The following is an 18,206-nucleotide window of genomic DNA, read 5'->3' as shown; positions in this document are numbered from 1 at the left end:
GCGACGGCGCTGTCGCAGCCGGAAGTTGCGTTAAGTCAATGTTCCCGTTGCCATCAGGGCCAAGATCCGCCACCTCATAGTGGGAGGCGACAATGACGGTCCTGGGGATCTCCGCCGCGGCGTTGCTCGCATGTGTGCTCGCAATCTTCCGGCAACGCCCGAGCCTCGTTCCTCTCACCTTGAGACCATCACCGACGCCTGGGGCATCGCGGCTTCGCCGCTGGCGCGGTCCTGCCGTCGCGGTTGCGCTGGCGGCGCTGCTCGCCGCCGCCGCCCTCGTCGCGCCGGCAGCCGCGCAGCAGCCGATCGTTGCCGACGGCAATGCGGTGATCACCGGTTTCTCGGGCACGGTGCCGCCGGTGATGGTGGCGCCGGGCGTCAATCCGCTCGACAAGACCTATATCGATCCCAACGGCGTCTCGGTCCGCGTGCTCGACCTGCAGTCGCCCGGCGCGCCGCCGCAGGCGCAGCTTCTCACATTGCCGAAGCCGTTCGCGGCGACGGCGTCGCAGGTCGGCCAGGTGTTCGGCGTCGCGCTCGACAACGCCACGCCGCCGAACATCTATGTGGCGGCGACCTCGGTCTATGGGCTGCCGATCGTGGTGCCCGATCAGGACGGCGACGGGCTGGAGGACCGGGTCAAGCAGGGCACCGCCAACGCCCACTTCATGGCCGGCCTGTTCGGACCGTCACCCGGCGGCCCCGGCGCGATCTGGCGCATCGACGGGGCGAGCGGTGAGGTGCGGCTGTTCGCCAATGTCACGCTCAACGGCGTTGCCAATGCCGGGCCGGCGCTCGGCGGCCTCGCCTTCGACGGCGCATCGAATTCGCTGTTCGTCGCCGATCGCACCACCGGCATGATCCATCAGTTCGGTCTCGACGGTGTCGAGCGCGGCCGTTTCGATCATGGCGTCGTCGGCCGCGCCGCGGTCGGCGCGCCGCCTGTTCCGTACAATGGCAAGCAGCTCAACATCACGTCGCCGGCCTTCCTGAGCGAAAATCCTGCGACCTTCGGCCATGCGCCGGCGGCGCGCCTCGTTTTCGGCCTCGGCGTGCATGGCGGGCGGCTCTACTACGCCGTCGCCGAAGGCTTGCAGGTGTGGTCGGTGTCGATCGCCGGCGGCAGTTTCGGCAAGGATCCGCGGCTCGAGGTCGCGGTGCCGCCAGGGCCGTCGCCGACCGAGATTTCCAAGATCGTCTTCGATAACCGGGGGCGCATGCTGCTCGCCGAACGCGCCGGCCCGACCGGCGATTACGCCATGGTGGCGCTGGCCCAGGAGGGCATCGGACGCGTGCTGCGCTATGCGCCGGTGGTGTCGGGCGATCCCAACGCACCGCGCTGGCAGGACGATCCCGATCAGTATGCGATCGGCTTCCCCGCCCAGATGAGCAACGGCAATGGCGGCATCGCGCTCGGCTATCGCTACGACGACAAGGGCGTGATCGAGCGCGCCTCCTGCGGCGGCTTCCTGTGGTCGACGGGCGAGCGCTTGCGCGTCTCGAACGATCCGGCAACCGCGCAGCGGCTCGCGCAAGGCGGGCCGCCGATCGTCAATGGCCTGCAGGGCAATGATGCCGAACTGGTCGCGCCGGCGAATGTGCCGCCGTGGACGACCTATTTCATCGACAAGGACGATCGCTTCGACGATGCCGCCGCGCGCGGCCAGATCGGCGACGTCGCCATCCCGAAGAGCTGCGAGCGGCTGACGCTGCTGCTGCCGCCGGCGTGGGTCGAGTGGTTCGGCTTCGATTTCGGCATGCCGATTCCGCCGCCGCCGCCGTTCTGCCCGGTGCCTGGTCCGAATGGCTGCTTCTGCCCGCCGGGTGCGCCGTGCAGCTGCCCGCCGGGCACCACGCAGCGCCCGGGCCTGCAATGCTGTCCGATCTTCATGGTGCCGGGCCCCGGTGGCCAGTGCCATTCGCTCTGCGCCAACGGCGCGGCCGACCTGGCGAGCAGGATGTTCTGCATGATGGGCGTGGCGCCGCCGCCGGATCCGAACAATTTCGATCCGAATGCGCTGATGTGCTGGGATGGCTCGCCGCCGATGAAGGTCCAGAACCATTCGCGGTGCCCCAAGCCGCCGGGTGCGGTCTGTCCGGCCGGTTATGTCGAGGGGCCGCCGCATGGCAATCCCGACGACATCTGGAGCAACGCGACCTGCGATCCGATCCCGCAGCAGAAGCTCTGCGGCCCAGACCAGCAGGTCGGCCTCGATGGCCAGTGCCATGCGCTGTGCGGCGATCAAGGCTGGGCCTTGCCGATCCTGCAGTGCTGCCCAGAGGGCATGCTGCCAGGACCGGACGGCCAATGCGGGCCGCCGCTCAAGACCGGCTGTCCGCCCGAGCAGCTCTCGTCGAGCGGCCAGTGCTGCCCGCCGGGGACCAAGCCGCAGCCCAACGGCACCTGCGGCGGCGGTCATATCCCGACCTGTCCGCCCGAGCAGATGACGGTGAAGGGCGTCTGCTGTCCGTCCGGCCAGAAGCCGCAGCCCGATGGCACCTGCGGCGGCGGTCATATCCCGATCTGCCCGCCGGAGCGGCGAACCTCCACCGGCTTGTGCTGCCCGCTCGGTTCGACGCCGCAACCGGACGGCACCTGCCAGACCTGCCCGCCCGGCACGGTGACCAATCCGTTGACCGGGACGTGCACGCCCCAGCAGCTCTGTCCGCCCAACACCATCCAGAAGGCCAACGGCCAGTGCTGCCCGCCGCTCGGCGTCACTGCCGCCACGGTCCCGGCCTGCACCTGCCCGCCGGGGCAGACCTTCGATGGCCAGAGGTGCGTCGGCCCGGCCGCTCCACCGACACCGGCATCCTGCTTCGCCGGCTATGTGCGGCTGCCGAGCGGGGCGTGCTGCCGAGAGAGCCAGGCGACCGCGAGCGGCGTCTGCTGTCCGGCCGGCCAGCGGCCCGACGCCAACCGGCGCTCGTGCGTCCCCGCGACGCCGCCGGCGCATGTGACGCCGCCGAGGGTGATGGTGCCGCCATTGGTGGTGCCGCCGCCGAAGGTGCTGCCGCCGCCGCATCGGGTCCGACCGGGCGTGCGACCGCCGCCGGTGTTCGTGCCGCCGCCGAAGATTGTTGTCCCGCCCAAGCGTCCGCAGCGCCCGGTGGTGACGCCGCCGCCGCGGCCGCCGGTGACGAAGCCTCGGACCCGTTTCGAGCCGAGCGGGCCGACCACCAATGTGCGGTGACGGCGCACGGTGAAGTTCGAAGGGGAGCCGATACGGCTCCCCGATCTCTTCTCTGCCGAATGAAAGCTCTGCTGAACGAGAAATGGAGCGAGACGATGCGCAAGACGATGTTGCTGACGATGCTGGCCGCTGTGGGCGCGCTGCTCGGTCCGGCGGTGGCGCTCGCCGCCCCATCCTGTCCGCCGGGACAGGTACAGAAATGTGATCGGCCGCCGCTCACCCGGCCGCCGCAATGCCGCTGCGTCAGCCAGCGCGGTCCCTGGGTCGCGCCCGGCGGCAAGGCCGAGATCCACAAGAAGAACGTGCCGACGGTGAAGCCCAACAAGGGGCCCGGCACCAACGACTGAGGCGAGGATCCGAAACGCAAGGGGCGGAACGATGCGACGCACGCGGATGATGCTGAGCATGTTTGTGTCGGCGGGCCTGGCGCTCGGTCCGTCGATGGCGCTCGCGGTGCCGTCCTGTCCACCCGGGCAGTCGCTCAAATGCCAGAAGAAAAAGCACTCGGGCGAGCCGCAGTATTGCCGGTGCGTTGGATATTCATGGATCGAACCGGGTGGCAAGGCCGAGATCCACAAGCGCAACGTGCCGACGGTGCAGCCGCACAAGGGCCCGGGCGGATACGACTGAGGCGAGGGCGATCATGTCGTTGCGAAACGCCAGAGCCGACCGACAGGGAGCGGGAACGATGCGCAAGAGGATGATAATGGCACTGCTGAGCGCGGCGGGCATCCTGCTTGCCCCGGCGATGGCATCGGCCGTCGAGTCCTGTCCCTTCGGGCAGGTGCTCAAATGCGCCAGGCCCTACTGGCACCAGCCGCCGCGCTGCCGCTGTGTCGGGCCCGGCTTCGCACCCGGCGGCAAGGCCGAGATCCACAAGAGGAACGTGCCGACGGTGCAGCCGAACAAGGCGCCCGGCGGTTACAACTGAAAAGAAGTTACGGGCTCATCTGTCCGGCAAAACGGCGGGGATGAATGCCGCGGAATCGATCGACGGCCACGACACTCACCGCAGCGTTCCCAGATAGCCGATGATCGCGGCGCGGTCTGCGACGCTGGCGTCGCCGGCGAATTCCATGCTGGTTCCAGGACACAGGGCGTTCGGGTCCTTGAGGAAGGCATCCAGGCGCTTTTCCGACCATGTGCCGCCGAGCTGGCGCAGGCTCGGCGAGTAATCCGGATAGCTGCGCAGCGAAGCGACGCGGCGTCCGACAACGCCGGCGAGGTTAGGTCCGATCCGGTTGCCGCTGATCAGGGCCGCCTGGTGGCAGCCGCTGCATTTCTCGGCGAACAGCGCCTCGCCGCTCGAGCCCGTCCTGGGCCGCAGCGACACCAGCGTATCGTCGTCGGTCCAGAGCAAAATCCGGCCGTCATGGCCCTCGGCGACGTCGCGGATCCGGCTGCCGATCGCGATCGCTTCGAGGTATGCGACGTTGCCGTTGCGGATCCGGGCGCGAAACAGCGTCTGGGCGCGTAGCGAGGCGATCAGGAGATCGCCGCGCCACTGTGGAAACAGCCCGTGCTCGACCGCCACGAGGTTCGAGATCCCGATCGAGGGGACCCAGGCGAAGACCGGCGCTTGAAATCCGCGCTGCTCGTCCTGCGGCTTGTTCAGGGGCCATGCGAATGATCCGTAATCGGTGCCGTCGGTCGCATAGGGCCAGCCGTAATTGGCGCCCCGCACCAGCCGATTGAGTTCGTCGCCGCCCTGCGGCCCATGCTCGGTGGACCAGATGATGCCGGATTGATCGATGAAGAGCCCCTCCGGATTTCTGTGACCGAGGGTGAAGACGGACGCGCTGCCATCGGCGATGCCGATGGCGATCGTCTTGCCGTAGGAGGTCGTCGGATCCTGCGGCTGGGCTTCGACCGAAGCCAGTCCGTCGAAGCCGAAGTCGCCGACGGTCAGGAGCAGGGTCTGCGGATCGAGCAGCGCCATGCGGCCGCCGCCGAAATAGCCGACGAACGGAATGCCGTGCCGCCGCTTCTCGCCGCGCACGGGCAGGCACGGCGCCGTCTCGTAAAGCGTTTTCCATTCGGCGGTCGCCGTGCCGCGCAACAGCGCGGCGCGCTCGGCCTGCAGCATCGAGACTCGCTCGACCCAGCATTCGCGGCCGGCGTGCCAATAGGCGTGCGAGACGAAGATACGGGCGTCGGCTCCGATTTCCTGGACGAGCAGGCCGTAGGCGCGGAACGATTCGCTATTGAGGATCTCGCCTCGTCCGCCCGTTGCCGTATCTTCCTGTGGCAGGCCCTCGCCCGGCGGGATCGCCCAGGGGCGTCCGGCAGCTGCGGCGAAGGCCTCGCCGTTGACAGGAACGCGGTAGGGCAGGGGCGTCGCCTTCGGACGATCGCCGCTCTCGTTCCAGCCGAAGACGTCGAGATGGCCATCGCCGGTCAAGAACAGATAGCGATCCCCGATCCTCGCCAGCGCGCCGCCATGGACCGCCGATTTGGGGAAGACGCTCGAATAGGTCTCGACATCGAGATTGTAGTACTCGGTCTTGATCAGGGCCGAGCTGCGCAAGGCGACCTGGTGGAGCAGGCCGAGGGCGAAGGGTCCGGCGGCCGCCGCAGCGAGCAGAACGCCAAGCGCCAGCGCACGGCGTGACGGCGAAGCGCCGAGCGCGTAGGGCGCCGGTATCAAGATCACGGCGGCGAGGAATATTGTCAGCGTGACGGCGCGCGAATAATCGGTCCTGGTCACGAGGAAGCCGAGAAAGGCCGCGCTGAAGATCGCCGTGGTGCAGAGCGTGATCAGCCCGACCGATCGGATCGCGGGCCGCAGCAGCGCGGCGGTCGCTGCGCTCAGGACAAAGGCGGTCGCAAGAGTGGCAAAGGGAAGCCACTGGGGCCGAGGCAACAGCCACACCGCAAACCCGAACTTCCAGGCCGGCAGCAGCAATAGCAGGCCGCCGGACACGGCGTACCACGCTGCCAGATAGCGCCAGGATGGCGTTGCGCTACATTCCACGACGCGAGACCGAACTTGAAGTTCATCAGCACCCAGGAAAGCAGCGGAACTGTCGAACAATGACGGATTTGGGTCAACAGATTTGGACGAGGCGCCGCAAGGTTCCGCGTGAGCCCGTTTTCGGGCCTGTTGTCGCGCCCGTCCATTGCGGCGGGGCGCCGGCGACGCCACACTAGCGCCAGCAGACACGCGCGGGCACAATCGGGGGAGGCTCTAAGTCGAGATGACCTTCGCCCTTGTCGTCGACGACCGCTCCGGTGCCGTGCGCGGCTCGGTGGCGGTGGCGCGCGACGTCACCGAGCGGGGTCGAGCGCGAGAAGGCCGCGAACCGGCGCGGGATGAGGCGGTGGCCGTATGCTGGAGACACACAGGGGGAGCGGCCATGCCGCGCAATGAGCGAGAACTGCGTCAGGCGATCATCGCCCAATGCCGCTGGATGAACGCATCGGGCCTCAACCAGGGCACGGCCGGCAACATCTCGGTCCGTCATGACGGCCGCATGCTGATCACGCCGTCGGCCGTTGCCTACGATGCGATGGAGCCGGAGATGATCGCGGCGATGCCGATCGCGGGCGACGGCGGCAGCTGGACCGGGCCGCTGCCGCCCTCGACCGAATGGCGCTTCCACCTCGACATCATGCGCTCGCGGCCCGACGTCGGCGGCATCGTCCATACCCATTCGACCTACGCGACCGTGCTGGCGATCGCCCGCAAGCCGATTCCGGCGGTCCACTACATGATCGCGGCTTTCGGCGGCCCTGAGATCCGCTGCGCCGGCTATGCGCGTTTCGGGACCAGGGAATTGTCCGATCTGGCGCTCGCCGCCCTTGACGGGCGCAACGGCTGCCTGCTCGCCAACCATGGCATGATCGCCGCCGGCGGCGACCTCGATCATGCGATGTGGCTCGCCGTCGAGCTCGAGACCCTCGCCCGGCAGTATTACTTGTCGCTCGCCATCGGCACGCCGCACATCCTGAGCGATGCCGAGATCGCCGAAGCTGCGCAGAGTTTCGCCAACTACGGGGTGCGGGCGCACGGCGAGGCGAACAAGCCGATCGGTGCGGGATGACGGGCCGGCCGCGCGACCTCCGCCGTCACGGCCGGTGCAGGATCAGGTTCAGTTCGATATCGCGGAATGCGAGATAGTTGCCGCGGATCCATTGATTGAGTTCGGACGAAGGGTCGTTGTCCTGGCGCAGGAAGCGGGTGAAGGAGAAGGTGCGGCGGTCGATATAGGTCTTGAGGAAGGCCGGCAGTACCTTCAGGCGTAGCGGGCGCAGCCCGTGATAGGACGCCGGCGGCTCGCCGTGCAGCACATGCTCGTTGTCCACCGGGATGATGGCGTGGTTGACGAAGGTGCGCCGCAGCCGGGCGAAGGTCGCGCCGGACGCCCGGTCGGAATCGGCGATGTAGAACACCACCGGATCGATGCCGCGGCGCTCGGCCTCCTTCATGAAGCCGATCTCCTCGACCATCCTGAAGAATTCGTCGAAGGCGTGGAAGCCGAGGTCGACGACCTTGCCGACATTGTCGTTGACGATCAGGCGGTCCATCAGCCGCATCTTGCCGAAGGTGTCCATGATGTCGGCGGTCTCGGTGACGTCGGGCAGGAAATCGATCAAGGACGGCTCCTTGAGATTGACGTCGAAGCCGATGACCTCGCCGCGTTCCAGCAGCAGGAATTCGGTGAGCAGCCGCGCCAGCAGCGTCTTGCCGACGAAGGGGCGGGGGGAGGCGACAATGTAAACGGGCGTTCGGCTCATCGGTCCGGACGGGGCAGGCGCGACGGTCGGGTCGGGAGCGCTCTATGGCCGAAATTCGGCCGGGCGGCCAGAAAAAATGCTGATCCGCCATGGTGAACGCGACGAATGCGCCGGCAAACCGCCGCGGTCGATCTCCACGTCACCCCGAGGAGGTCGCGCGCTGCTGGGCCGGCGGCAAGAGCCCGGCACAAGTGACCGGGCGGCCGCGGTCTATTCCGCAGCCTTGCGCGACGCCTTCTCGGTCGAGCCGACGATGTCGGTGAGCTTGATCCGGTCGAACTCGCCCCAGACATTGCTCAGCCAGTGACGGACATAGCCGCGCAGCACGAAGGAATAGTTGGCGGTCTCGTCGCGATGGCCCTTGTTGGCGACGAATTTCAGGAAGGGCACCGAGGCGACCTCGACCTGCTCATAGGCCATCTCGTTGAGCTTGGGGATGGTCAGCTCGGTGGCGTCCTTGATGCGGTGGAAATAGGAATTGTAGGTCGCCTGGTCCCATTCGAAGAAGCTGGTGTTGTTGATGAAGTTCTTCACCAGGAAGTATTTCGCGCCGTCCATGAAGCCGGCGGTCTCGGCGATCTCGTCCAGCGAGGCGATCGACGGGCCGAGGATGTGGAACACGGCGAAGGTGATCTGGCCGCTCTTGGCGGCATCGAGGAAGCCGATGTCGCGCAGCGAGGCGAGCGCCGGGGACAGCAGGCCGGCGCGGACGTCGATCACGGTCACCGACGAGCTGGCGGAATTCAGCGTATCGAAGATCTTCATCTGGTCCGCCGTCGACGTCATGTCGACGATCTCGGTAATGTCCGGATGGAAGCGCTTGAGGGTGCCGCGCGGGGCCTCGGTATCGAACGCCCTGGTCGGCACGTTGTTGGCGGCGAAATAGTCCAGCACGGTGCGAGAGACTGTCGTCTTGCCGACGCCACCCTTGTCCGCGCCCACCACGATCACTGCCGGCTTGGTTGCCATGAGATCCCCTTGCCCCTGATCTGCCGCGCCTGACGGTCGTCCCCCCGGCGGGCAAGAAATTTGTCCCTGTCTGCATTGAGGCCGAAGATGGCAGAAACAAGGGACGCGCGCAGTTTCCTTGGCGCGGCGGCTACATAGCGCGAAATCGAGCCTGGACACCAGCGTCCCGGCTCCAATGTTCGTATGTCTTTACCGCCCGTGCGGCCCCCAGGGCCCCGGCGCGGCATCGGACGGCCCGTCCGCTCGGCCATTGGCCGACTGCCCGGTGCCGCCGGGCGGCTTGCCGTCCCAGGGGCCAGCCGGCGGCCTGCTCCCGTCCCCGCTCCATGGACCGGGCGGCCGGGCCTCCGGCGCCGTAGCGCCGTCGGCCTCCGTCTCGCCGGGCGCCGGCAGGGCGAGCGGACCCGGGTCGTGGCCGCCGGCATATTGCACCAGCGCCTTGACCCGGGCCTCGACGGAGGGGTGGGTGGCGAACAGGTCGGCAAAGCCTTCGCGTGGATTGTCGACGCACATCTCCATCACCGCCGAGGTGGCGCCGGGCAATTCGCCGCGGTTCTCGATCTTGCGCAGCGCCGAGATCATGGCGTCGGGATTCTTGGTCAGTTCGACCGAACCGGCATCGGCAAGAAATTCGCGCGAGCGCGACAGGGCGAGGCGCACCACCAGCGACAGCAGCCAGGCCACCGCGATCAGCGCGACGGCGATGACGACGGCAATGACGGCGCCGCCGCCGGAACTGCGACGGTTGTTGTCCGACGAGGACGACGACCCGCCGCCGATGCGGATGCCGGAATTGAAGAACAGGCGGAAGAACAGTTCGGCGAAGAACCCGACCACGCCGGCGATGATCATGGCGATCACCATGAGCTGGACGTCGCCATTGCGGATATGGGTCAGTTCGTGGCCGAGCACCGCCTCGGTCTCGGCATCGTCGAGGTTCCCGAGCAGGCCGGTGGTGACGGTGACGGCATATTGCCGGCGGTTGAGTCCGGTGGCGAAGGCGTTGAGTGCATCGCTCTCCATGATCTTGAGCTTGGGCATCGGGATGCCGCGCGAGATGCACAGATTTTCGAGCAGGTTGTAGAGCCGCGGTTGTTCCTTGCGGGTGACGTCACGCCCGCCGGTGACCGCGTCGATGATCGACTGGTGAAAGAAATAGGCGATCACGATCCAGGCCGCGGCGGCGAGCGTGGCGACGGGAAACGCCCGGATCAGGTCGGAGGCGGCGGCGCGCAGGTAGTCATCGGCGGGCCGATAGCTGTCGCCGATGGCCTCGGCGATCAGCGCGCCGGCAAACACCATCACGTAGATCAGCAGGAACAGACCGGCGAGCAGCAGCATCGAACGGAATTTGTTCGATGCGATGTGGGTGTAGAGACCATAGGCGGCCATGGGCTGCGCCTCGTCGGGACGGTCGAAAGCGGTTGCGGCAGCCGGCGCGGCGGGCTCAGAACTTCACGCTCGGCGCCTGGTCGAGCTGCGCGCGGCTGTCGCCGAGGTCGAAGAAGTCCTTGTGGGTGAAGCCGAGCATGCCGGCGAACAGCGCCGCGGGCATCTGCTGGATGCCGGTGTTGTACTCCTGGACCGCGTTATTGAAGAAGCGGCGGCTGGCGGCGAGCTTGTTCTCGATGTCCGACAGTTCGCTCTGCAACTGCTGGAAATTGGTGTTGGCCTTGAGGTCCGGATAGGCCTCGGACAGCGCGATCAGGCGGCCCAGCGCGCCGGACAGCTGGGCCTCGGCGGCGGAGACCTGGGCCGGCCCCTGGGCGGCCATGGCGGCGTTGCGCGCCTTGACCACGTCGTCGAGGGTGCCGCGTTCGTGGCTGGCATAGCCCTTCACCGTTTCCACGAGGTTCGGGATCAGATCGTGGCGCTGCTTGAGCTGCACGTCGATGTCGGCGAAGGCCTGGCTGACCCGCTGGCTCAAGGTGACGAGGCGGTTGTAGGCGCCCATGACGAACAGGGCGAGCAGCACGATAACGCCGAGGACGATCCAGCCGGTGGACATGATGAGAGGCTCCGAGGGGACGAGAAGGCGGGCAGGTTAGACGCTTTTGCCGCCACGGGGGAGGGCCCCGCAGCGGCGCATTCATGTTCGTCGCCCGAGGCGAGGTGGACGTTCAATGCGCGAAGGGCGTCAGACGTTCAAGGGGACGGCAGGTCACCGGTTGACGTAGCGTCGTTCGTTCGGCGGTTCTGAAGCACAGCACGCCGTCGAGCGCCTGATTAAGTGGGCCACGTCGCCCTTCGAGGCGCGGCTATGCCGCGCACCTCAGGGTGACGTGGGGAGAGACGAGCCATGAATCAACGATTGTCGCGGGGTCGTTCGTTCGATCATTCTGAAGCATGACAGGGGCTGCGAAGAACTCGGTATTCCACCCACGTCATCCTGAGGCGGGCGGCGCGAAGCGCCGCCCCTCGAAGGACGACGTGGCCCCTGCCGAAGACATCTCTTGGTCGGGTTTGCCCGGCTCGGGTCCGACGTGCTTCACGGCTTGGCGACGTGCCACACGCCGTTGGCGAAGCCGTCGCCGGTGGTGTCACCGGGCGCCTTGTCGTTCTTCCAGGTGTAGAGCGGCTTGCCTTTGTAGGCCCACATCTTGCTGCCGTCGTCGCGGGCGACGATGGTCCAGTCGCCGGCCGGCTTGGCATCGGCCGCGGCGGCGAGGGGTGGCCAGTTCTGCGCGCAGGGGCCGTTGCAGGCGGATTTGCCGCCGGCATCCTTGTCGAAGACGTAGAGCGTCATGCCCTTGCCATCGACCAGCGCCTTGCCCTTGGCGGTATCGGCGGTCCTGGCCGGCGCGGTCTGCGCCAGCGCAGCACCGACCGAAGCCATCAAGGCCATCATCGCAAGCGTTGTCCTGAACATGGGGTCCTCCTGGTTGACCTGAGCGGCGCACCCGGCGCCTGCCCGAACCAACGCCGCCGGGGAGGCGATTATTCCATCGGGAACCTTTCCTCCGGACTTATTTTGCGCGAAGCTGGGAGATGGGCGAGACCAGGGCGCTGTTCGACATGGTTCGCAAGCTCGCCGACGGGCCGACCGTCGAGGCGATGGAGCGGCTGGTGCGCGACAGCACCGATCGTGCGCTGTGCCGGATCAACGTGCTGGATTTCGCCGCCACGCATGGGCTCGATGTCGAAAAGACCATCGCCGCCTTCCTGCACGCCGCCCGCCTCGGCCTGTTCGATCTGTCGTGGAACATGTTGTGTCCCGGCTGCGGCGGAGTGCTGGAGGCCGGCGCGACGCTCAAGAGCTTCGATCACGACCAGTATGATTGCGCGCTGTGCTCGGCCGCCTACGAGCCGACGCTCGATGAAATGGTCGAGGTCACCTTCACGGTCAATCCGCGGACGCGCCAGATCGCGGCCCATGCCCCCGACACGCTGCCGTTCCTGGAATATTACCGGCAGATCTTCTGGAGTTCGGGCGTCGATCTGCCCGACAGTCTCGAAGAGCAGTTCGACCAATTCGCGCTGGAGGCGCTCGAACTGCCGCCGGGCGAAAAGGCGCTGGTGTCGTTGCAGCTGCCGCCCGAATTCATCATCGTCTTCGACCCGGTGACGCATACGACGCAATTCATCGACGTCAAGGGCGGGCCGACGCGGGAGCGCCGGGCGCTGTCGGTGGTCTTCAGCACCGCCGGGCCGCCACAGACCGGGACGCTGACCCTGCAGCCAGGGCCGCTGCGCCTCAGCCTGGAGAACCGCACCCCTCGCCGCGTCCTGCCCGGAGTCTGGATCGCCAACAACGTGCTTCACGACATGCTGGGGCGCCGCAAGCCGTTTCTCACCGCCAAGCGCCTCCTCACCAACCAGACCTTCCGGGACGTCTACCGCACCGACACGCTCGACGTCGATCAGCGGCTCAAGATCACCAGCCTCACCTTCCTGTTCACCGATCTCAAGGGCTCGACCGAACTCTACGAGCGCGTCGGCGATCTCGTCGCCTATGACCTCGTCCGCCAGCACTTCAGTGTGCTCTACGAGATCGTCGCATCGGAGGCCGGCGCGGTGGTGAAGACCATCGGCGACGCGGTGATGGCGACCTTCCCGACGCCCGCGGGAGCGATGGCGGCGGCGCTGCGCATGCGCGATGCCATGCAGGCGATCAATCGCGAGCGCGGCAACGACGATCTCATGTTGAAGATCGGCATCCATGAAGGTCCCTGCCTCGCGGTCAATCTCAACGACCGGCAGGATTATTTCGGCCAGACCGTCAACATGGCGGCGCGGGTCCAGGGGCTGGCGAAGTCGCGCTCGATCTTCGCGACAGACGCGATCGTCGCGGACGATCATGTCGGCGAGATCCTGCGCCGGTCAGGCCTGACGCCCACCGCCCAGCGCGCCGCGCTGCGCGGCATCGCCGACGAGGCGCTGGTCTACGAGATTCCGTGAGGCTGATGGCGGGCGCTCAACCCTCTCCGCCGAGATCGTCGATGGCATCGCCCCAGGCCCAGCGCCGCGCCGCGGCGAAGGCCGGCTTGTCGCGCCGCGCCACGCCGACCTGGCGCACGGCTCCGTCCGCCATGCAGAGCTTGGCGCTCACCGCCGCCTTGCCGACGACCGGCTGTGCCAGCACCCGCGCCGATGGCCGCTGCGCCGCCACCTGCCGGGTCAGCGCAAGATAGGCGAATTTCTCGTCCTCGAACGGCACGTCGGCGCCCTTGACCAGCTTGTGGTCGCGGCTGCGGGCGAGGCGCTGGACGAAGTGGCACCAGTCGGGAGCGGTGAGCGGACAGGGACCGGCATGGGGGCAGGGCGCGAGCACGTGGGCACCGGCGCCGAGCAATTGCGAGCGCACCGCCATCAGCCGGCCATAGCCCGCCGGCGTTCCGGGCTCGACCAGCAGCAGCACCTGCTGCGTCTTCTGCCACAGCGCCGCGGCGAAAGCCGCAAGCTCCGACGGCGGCAATTCCGTCAGCACATACGAGGCGACGACGAGATCGGCGCCGTCGCAGGTCGCAATGGCACCGGCGGCGCCGGCCGTCTGCGCGAGGGCGGCGAAGCGCGGCGCGTCCTTGGCAAGATCGCGCGCCAGCATGCCCAGCACCGCGTTGGGTTCGAGCTGGGCAAAGCGCGACAGCGAAGCGAACATCTCCGCGGCGGCCCAGGTCGCCGTGCCGGGACCCGCGCCGACGTCGAGCAGGCTCGTGGGCGCCGCATCGGGATCAAGCCGCGCGATCTCGCCCAGGCAGGCGCTGGTGGCGGCATAGGTCGCCGGCATGCGGGTGATGGCATAGGCGAGCGCGTCGGCGCTCTCGCGGATCACTGCGGAGCCGCCGCCGCCGCGATAGGTCGAGGACAGTGTCGCCGCGCGCCGGGCGAGGTCGGCGCGCGGGATGCCTTGGGTGCGCCGCTCCAGTGCGGCCTTGAGGGCGGCGGGCAGGTCGAAGGCCATGATCGAGGCAGTCCTCTACTCCCGCCCCTCGTGGCGAGGAGGCGCGTCGGCACCGTCTCGAACCGTGACGCCGGCATCACGCCGATGGCGCCTCGGTCTTGACGCAGACAGCCGCTCGCGCGGCTCTTCAGGATGAGGAGCCCGAACTTACGCCACGTGCTTGTCGAGGATCTGCACCGCGCCTTCGAGGTCGACCGAGACCAGCTGCGACACGCCGCGCTCGGCCATGGTGACGCCGAACAGCCGGTTCATGCGCGCCATGGTGATCGGGTTATGGGTGATGATGATGAAGCGCGTCTCGGTGTTGCTGGTCATCTCGTGCAAAAGATCGCAGCACCGCTCGACATTGTGGTCGTCGAGCGGCGCGTCGACTTCGTCCAGCACGCAGATCGGCGACGGGTTGGTGAGGAACACCGCGAAGATCAGCGCCAGCGCGGTCAGCGCCTGCTCGCCGCCCGACAGCAGCGACAGCGACTGCGGCTTCTTGCCCGGCGGCTTGGCGATGATCTCGAGGCCGGCCTCGAGCGGGTCGTCGCTCTCGATCAGGTGCAGCGCCGCCTCGCCGCCGCCGAACAGATGGGTGAACAGCCGCTTGAAGTGATTGTTGACCGTCTCGAACGAGCTCAGCAGCCGTTCGCGGGCCTCCTTGTTGAGGCTCTGGATGCCCTGGCGCAGCCGCTTGATGGCCTCGACGAGGTCGTCGCGCTCGGTGGTCAGCGTGCCGTGCTGGGTCTCGACCTCGCGCAATTCCTCTTCGGCGCGCAGGTTGACGGCGCCGAGCCGCTCGCGGTCGCGCCGCAGCTTCTCGAGATCGGACTCGATCTCGGCGACCGGCGGCAGTTCGGTCTCCGGCGTGATCTCGGCCAGCGCCGCGACGCCCTGCGGTTCGACCTCGAGCATGTCGCGGATCTCGCGCTCGGTGTCCTCCAGCCGGCGCCGCGTCCCTTCGAGACGCTCCTCGGCGCGGGCTGTGGCCTCGCGGGCGGCGGACAGCGCTTCCAGCGTCATGCGGGCGGCGCGGTCGGTTTCCGCCATCAGGTTTTCGGCATTGGCGAGGGCGTCGGCGGCATTGCGCCGCTGCTCCTCGGCGATTGCGATCTCGTCGAGCACGGCGCGGCGCTTTTCGCCGAACACCGCCGGCGCGTTGTCCAGTTCGCCGCGCTCGGCTTCGAGCTCCTTGATGCGCTCCTCGATGGTGGCGGTCTGCGAGGACGCGCCCTGCTTGCGGTTCTGCCATTCGTTGCGCTCGGCGACGATGGCCTGGAGGCGGCGGTCGGCGAGCTCGGCCTCGCGGGCGAGTGCCTGGGCCTCGGCGCGCACCTGGGCGGCGACGCGGCGATAGCCGTCGATCTCCTCGCGCACATGGGCGCGGCGCGCCTCGGCCTCCGACGACGGCGGCAGTTCGGCGAGCTGCTCGGCGGCGGCTTCGAGGCCGCCGATCGCCTCGTTGCGGTCGGCGTGCAGGCGCGACTGGGCTTCGGCCAGCGCCGAAGCGCGGGCGGCATGGCGGTTGATCTCGCGCTCGGCGGTGGCGTGACGCTCGCGGGCGCTGTCGGCCTCGCGCTGTGCTGCCCGCCAGGCGTCGCGCGCGGAGGTCTCGCCGGCGGCGGCGGCGCGCAGTTCCTGTTCGGCATTCTCCAGCGCCTCGCGCTTGGCGGCGGCGTCGAACCGGGCGTCTTCGAGCTCGGCCTCGATCTCGCCGAGCCGGGCACGCTGGGCGAGGCGCCGGGCCGCGCCGGTCGGCGCATGGGCCGCGGCGACGAAACCGTCCCAGCGCCAGACGTCGCCTTCCAGCGTCACCAGGCGCTGGCCGGTCTTGAGCTGGGAAGCCAGCGCCACGCCGGCGTCCTTGGTGACGACGCCGATCTGGGCAAGGCGGCGGGCCAGCTCGGTCGGCGCGTTGACGTGCGACGACAGCGGCTCGGCGCCGTCGGGCAGCGCCGGGTCGCCCTCGACGAGGCCGATCGCGGTCCAGCGCATCGGCGCCGAGGGATCGACCGGGGCGTCGAGATCGTCGCCGAGGACGGCGCCGAGCGCCTTTTCGTAGCCCTTGGTGACGGTGACGCCGTCGATGATCGGCGGCCACAGATTCTTGGTCTCGCCGTCGAGCAGGCGGGAGATGGTCTTGGCCTCGGTCTCGAGGCGCTGCACCCGCTTGTCGGCTTCGACCAGCGGCGCTCGCGAGGCTTCCAGCGTCTGCCGCGCGGCGACATGGGCGGATTCGGCGGCTCGGCTCGCGGCCTCGGCTTCGGCGAGCGCGGCCTGGACGGTTTCGATCGCGGCGGTCAGCGTCTCGAGATCGCCGAAGGCGCCGGTCTCGGCGGCGAGGCGGCTGATCTCGGCCTCGACATTGGCGATATCCTGGTCGAGGCGCCCGACGCGGCTCTGCGCGTTGCGGACATTGGCCTCGAGCTGACCGCGCCGCGCCGTGAGGTCGGCGAGCGCGGTGGTGAGTTCGGAGAAGGTACGTTCGGCGGTTTCCAGCGTCGCGTCGGCCTCGGCGACCCGCTCGTCGGCGCCGGAGCGCTTCTCGACACGGGCGCGGATGTCGTCCTTGAGCATCGCGTCCTCGGCGTCGAGGCGCTCCAGCGCCACGTCGGCGTCGGACGACTGGCGCAGCTCGCGTTCGGCGTCGGCGGCGAGCTGGGTCAGGCGGCGGTCGAGTTCGGCGACGCGCTCGCTGGCGCGCTCCTCCTCGCGGTCGAGCAGATCGCGGGCATTGGTCAGGCGCTGCAGTCCCGCGGCGGCGCGCGCCTCGGCGTCGCGCAGCGCCGGCAATTCGCTGGCGCGAATCGCCTGGATGCGGGCGGCTTCGGCCTGGTGCTGGATGCGCTCGGCGGCCTCGCGCACGGCGAGGTCGTGGGTGCGGCCGGCGTCGTTGAGATCGGCATGGGCCTGCATCCAGCGCAGGTGGAACAGCATCGCCTCGGCCTTGCGCACCTTGGCGGCGACCTCGCGATAGCGGATCGCCTGGCGGGCCTGGCGCTTGAGGCCGTCGATCTGGCCGGCAAGCTGGCCGATCACGTCCTCGACGCGGGTGAGGTTGGTTTCCGCCGCCTTGAGCCGCAGTTCCGCCTCGTGGCGGCGGGCGTGCAGGCCGGCGACGCCGGCGGCGTCTTCCAGCACGCGGCGGCGCTGCTCGGGCTTGGCCTGGATGATCTCGCCGATCTTGCCCTGGTGGACGAGGGCGGGCGAGCGCGCGCCGGTCGCGGCATCGGCGAACAGGATCTGGACGTCACGGGCGCGCACGTCGCGGCCGTTGATGCGGTAGGCGGAACCGGCCTCGCGCTCGATCCGGCGCGAGATTTCGAGCAGGTCGCTGTCGTTGACCGCCGCCGGCGCACTGCGGCTGGTGTTGTCGATGGTCATCGCCACTTCGGCGTGGTTGCGCGCCGGGCGGTTGCCGGAGCCGGCGAAGATCACCGCGTCCATGTCGGCGGCGCGCAGCGATTTGTGCGAGGTCTCGCCCATCACCCAGCGCAGCGCTTCGACCAGATTGGACTTGCCGCAGCCGTTGGGTCCGACGATTCCCGTCAACCCCGGCTCGATGTGGAAGTCTGTCGGTTCGACGAAGGACTTGAATCCGTGCAGGCGAAGGCGAGTGAGTTTCATGAACACAATGCTCGTTTGACAGGAACGGCGCCACCGCCATACGGCTCACTGCACCGACAGCGTTACCGTATCGGCAGCGTTACCGTGATGTGGCCGTTCATCCTGCCCGGCCAAGGCGATCGCGCGCCTTCCGTCGGAATGTAACCGAGTCGCGGGTGCGTCCCGTAGCGGCCGACAATGGCGACGCCGCGCCATCAGGGCAACCGCCGGCACGGGCTTTTCCCAAGGGAATTGCCGAGGCCATTGCCAGGGGATTCGGGCGCCTTTTGTATGGCGTTATCCACACCTTATTC

Annotated in this window: 14 protein-coding genes; 6 read left to right on the top strand and 8 right to left on the bottom strand. The window is 68.4% G+C overall.

Translation table 11 applies throughout. The features are described from left to right. The first annotated feature begins 92 nt into the window (after positions 1 to 92). The 4 genes from DB459_RS01925 (at position 93) to DB459_RS01910 (ending at position 4,125) form a co-directional block, all read left to right on the top strand. On the top strand, positions 93 to 3,194 hold the full coding sequence (locus DB459_RS01925) for a hypothetical protein (RefSeq protein ID WP_253711245.1): 3,102 nt from the start codon (positions 93 to 95) through the stop codon (positions 3,192 to 3,194). A 95-nt stretch (positions 3,195 to 3,289) separates the two neighbouring features. Continuing rightward, positions 3,290 to 3,541, top strand: coding sequence for a hypothetical protein (locus DB459_RS01920; RefSeq protein ID WP_253711244.1), 252 nt, complete (start codon positions 3,290 to 3,292; stop codon positions 3,539 to 3,541). 46 nt (positions 3,542 to 3,587) lie between these two features. Further along, positions 3,588 to 3,824: a hypothetical protein gene (locus DB459_RS01915; protein WP_253711243.1), complete on the top strand. Its 237-nt coding sequence runs from the start codon at positions 3,588 to 3,590 to the stop codon at positions 3,822 to 3,824. 76 nt (positions 3,825 to 3,900) lie between these two features. Next, a complete protein-coding gene (locus DB459_RS01910; protein ID WP_253711242.1) occupies positions 3,901 to 4,125 on the top strand; it encodes a hypothetical protein in 225 nt (74 codons plus the stop codon). Positions 4,126 to 4,200: 75 nt separating this feature from the next. Here the strand turns inward: DB459_RS01910 and DB459_RS01905 are convergent, their stop codons facing one another. Further along, on the bottom strand, positions 4,201 to 6,228 hold the full coding sequence (locus tag DB459_RS01905) for a PQQ-dependent sugar dehydrogenase (protein ID WP_253711241.1): 2,028 nt from the start codon (positions 6,226 to 6,228) through the stop codon (positions 4,201 to 4,203). Positions 6,229 to 6,550: 322 nt separating this feature from the next. Here DB459_RS01905 and DB459_RS01900 point away from each other — a divergent pair, with 322 nt between their 5' ends. Continuing rightward, a complete protein-coding gene (locus tag DB459_RS01900) occupies positions 6,551 to 7,237 on the top strand; it encodes a class II aldolase/adducin family protein (RefSeq protein ID WP_253713734.1) in 687 nt (228 codons plus the stop codon). A 25-nt stretch (positions 7,238 to 7,262) separates the two neighbouring features. Here DB459_RS01900 and DB459_RS01895 read toward each other — a convergent pair whose 3' ends face one another. From DB459_RS01895 to DB459_RS01875, 5 genes are all read right to left on the bottom strand, one after another. Beyond that, positions 7,263 to 7,931, bottom strand: coding sequence for a hypothetical protein (locus DB459_RS01895; RefSeq protein ID WP_253711240.1), 669 nt, complete (start codon positions 7,929 to 7,931; stop codon positions 7,263 to 7,265). A gap of 210 nt (positions 7,932 to 8,141) precedes the next feature. Continuing rightward, positions 8,142 to 8,900 (bottom strand): hypothetical protein, encoded by a 759-nt coding sequence (locus DB459_RS01890; protein WP_253711239.1) that lies wholly within the window; start codon positions 8,898 to 8,900, stop codon positions 8,142 to 8,144. 189 nt (positions 8,901 to 9,089) lie between these two features. Continuing rightward, positions 9,090 to 10,292: a M48 family metalloprotease gene (locus DB459_RS01885; RefSeq protein ID WP_253711238.1), complete on the bottom strand. Its 1,203-nt coding sequence runs from the start codon at positions 10,290 to 10,292 to the stop codon at positions 9,090 to 9,092. A 55-nt stretch (positions 10,293 to 10,347) separates the two neighbouring features. Continuing rightward, positions 10,348 to 10,908, bottom strand: a complete 561-nt coding sequence (locus tag DB459_RS01880) for a LemA family protein (protein ID WP_253711237.1) — start codon at positions 10,906 to 10,908, stop codon at positions 10,348 to 10,350. Between the two features lie 480 nt (positions 10,909 to 11,388). Then, the gene (locus DB459_RS01875; RefSeq protein WP_253711236.1) at positions 11,389 to 11,769 is read right to left on the bottom strand and encodes a hypothetical protein; all 381 of its coding nucleotides are present in this window, start codon (positions 11,767 to 11,769) and stop codon (positions 11,389 to 11,391) included. Positions 11,770 to 11,888: 119 nt separating this feature from the next. On the opposite strand from DB459_RS01875, the gene DB459_RS01870 reads away from it, so the two are divergent. Next, on the top strand, positions 11,889 to 13,298 hold the full coding sequence (locus tag DB459_RS01870) for an adenylate/guanylate cyclase domain-containing protein (protein WP_253711235.1): 1,410 nt from the start codon (positions 11,889 to 11,891) through the stop codon (positions 13,296 to 13,298). Between the two features lie 16 nt (positions 13,299 to 13,314). Here the strand turns inward: DB459_RS01870 and DB459_RS01865 are convergent, their stop codons facing one another. Both DB459_RS01865 and smc read right to left on the bottom strand, forming a co-directional pair. Then, positions 13,315 to 14,304 carry a small ribosomal subunit Rsm22 family protein gene (locus DB459_RS01865; RefSeq protein WP_253713733.1) on the bottom strand — a complete coding sequence of 330 codons (990 nt, stop codon included), beginning with the start codon at positions 14,302 to 14,304 and terminating at the stop codon, positions 13,315 to 13,317. Between the two features lie 144 nt (positions 14,305 to 14,448). After that, on the bottom strand, positions 14,449 to 17,913 hold the full coding sequence (gene smc / locus DB459_RS01860; RefSeq protein WP_253711234.1) for a chromosome segregation protein SMC: 3,465 nt from the start codon (positions 17,911 to 17,913) through the stop codon (positions 14,449 to 14,451). Between the last annotated feature and the right edge of the window lie 293 nt (positions 17,914 to 18,206).

Source organism: Bradyrhizobium sp. WD16 (assembly GCF_024181725.1).
Lineage (GTDB): Bacteria > Pseudomonadota > Alphaproteobacteria > Rhizobiales > Xanthobacteraceae > Bradyrhizobium_A.
Note: the sequence above shows the minus strand (reverse complement) of the source record. Positions and strands in the feature narration are given on the sequence as shown.